Origin of the sequence: Agrococcus sp. HG114 (genome assembly GCF_024723325.1) — a bacterium.
Taxonomy (GTDB): domain Bacteria; phylum Actinomycetota; class Actinomycetes; order Actinomycetales; family Microbacteriaceae; genus Agrococcus.
Genome location: NZ_JANQCH010000212.1, coordinates 1 through 1,664 on the forward strand (window position 1 = coordinate 1; position 1,664 = coordinate 1,664).

At 76.4% G+C, this 1,664-nt stretch carries 2 protein-coding genes; one reads left to right on the plus strand and one right to left on the minus strand.

The window, feature by feature from the left end:
* Nucleotides 1–28: 28 nt before the first annotated feature.
* Nucleotides 29–619 carry a hypothetical protein gene (locus NWP09_RS12740; RefSeq protein ID WP_258275869.1) on the minus strand — a complete coding sequence of 197 codons (591 nt, stop codon included), beginning with the start codon at nucleotides 617–619 and terminating at the stop codon, nucleotides 29–31.
* 158 nt (nucleotides 620–777) lie between these two features.
* Here NWP09_RS12740 and NWP09_RS12745 point away from each other — a divergent pair, with 158 nt between their 5' ends.
* Nucleotides 778–1,587, plus strand: coding sequence for a DUF4397 domain-containing protein (locus tag NWP09_RS12745; protein ID WP_258275870.1), 810 nt, complete (start codon nucleotides 778–780; stop codon nucleotides 1,585–1,587).
* Nucleotides 1,588–1,664: the final 77 nt, after the last annotated feature.

The window sequence follows — 1,664 nt, forward strand, 5'->3', positions numbered from 1 at the left end:
GCTCTCCACAGGCCCCGCGGCCGCCCGGTCAGGCGTCGGGCTCGTGGATGCGGCGACCGACGACCGAGTGGCGGCTGCGTCGCTCGAGCTCGGCGGCCTCGGCCGCAGCGAGCGACGCCCGCTGCGCCCGGGCGCGCATGACGAGCGCGACGACCGCGAGCACCGGGCCGGTGAGCAGCACGAGCACCGTGGGCACGACCGCGAGCGGCGACTCCCCCGGCACCGGCCACGTGAGCCACAGCGGCTGCATGCCGATGCCCACGAAGCCGGCGACGACGTCGCCGAGCACGCCCACCGCGGCGAGGGCGCCCACGCGCTCGACCGGCCCCCAGAGCGCCGCGATGTCGCGGCCGCCGTCCTCGAGCGCGTCTCGCCGCAGCTGCTGGTGCGACACCACGAGGGTGAGCACCGCGATCGCGCAGCACAGGGCGGTCATGATGCCGATGCCGGGGCTCGAGAGCCCGTCCGACAGGGCGTCGGCCCAGCGCGCCCCGCCCTCCGCCGCGTCGAGGGCAGCGGCGCGCAGCGCCGGCGCGCCGACGATCGCCAGCGCGAGCGCGGCCGCATAGGCGACGGCGAGCACGCCGATGGGCATGCCGATGAGCCTGCGGAGTGCCATGGCGCAAGCATGCGGCACGGCCGCCCGCAGCGCGAGCATCGCGTGCGCGACACGCCCGGGATGCGCGATCTCGACCCGGCTGCAACCGATCCGGCACCGCTGACCGATATGGGGGCAACGACGGCGCACCGAGCGCCGACCACACCAAGGAGATGACCATGAAGCGCAAGCTCGCGATCGGCGCCGGTGCCGCTCTCGCTCTCGCCGCCCTCGGGGGCGCTCCCGCATCCGCCGCCGAGGGCGATGCGACCGTCTCGGTGCTGCACGGGGTGCCGGGCCTCACCGTCGACGTCTTCATCAACGGCGAGGAGGCCATCAGCGACTTCGCCCCCGGCACGCTGACCGACCCGATGATGCTGCCGGCCGGCAGCTACGACATCCAGGTCTTCGCCGACGGCGGCACGCCCGAAACGGCCGAGCCCGCGATCGAGGCGACCGGCCTCGAGGTGCCCGCGAGCGCGAACCTGACCCTCTACGCGCACCTCACCGAGGGCGGCGAGCCCGCGCTCGCGGCGTTCCCGAACAGCACCGAGCCGGTGGCGGCCGGCGAGGCGCGCCTCACGGTGCGGCACCTCGCCGCGGCGCCCGCCGTCGACATCCGTGCGAACGAGACGGTCGTCGCGCCGGGGCTCACCAACCCCAACGAGGCCTCGCTCGTCACCGCGGCGGGCTCGGTGTCGGCGGATGTCGTGCTCGCGGGCACGACGGACGTCGCGATCGGCCCGGCCGACCTCGACCTCGCCGAGGGCGTCCACACGATCGTGACGGCCTGGGGCTCCGCCGCCGACGGCAACCTCGCGCTCGCGGTGCAGACGGTCGAGGCGCACAGCGCCCCGAGCGGCGTCCCCTCGGGCAACGGCGGCGCCGCCTCCCCCGCTCCCCTCGCCGGCCTGCTCGCGCTGCTCGGCGCGCTCGGCCTCGCGACCATCGCGGTGCGGCAGCAGCGACTCGTCGAGGAGCGCGGCTGACATGAGCACCACCGACGGGCTCTCGCCGCGCACCCCGCGGCGGGAGCCCGCTCGGCGCGCGTGGCGACCGCTCGCCG

Coding starts and splice junctions, on each gene's coding strand:
- NWP09_RS12740 (WP_258275869.1), bottom strand. CDS start 619: ATGGCACTCCGCAGGCTCATCGGCATGCCCATCGGCGTGCTCGCCGTC.
- NWP09_RS12745 (WP_258275870.1), top strand. CDS start 778: ATGAAGCGCAAGCTCGCGATCGGCGCCGGTGCCGCTCTCGCTCTCGCC.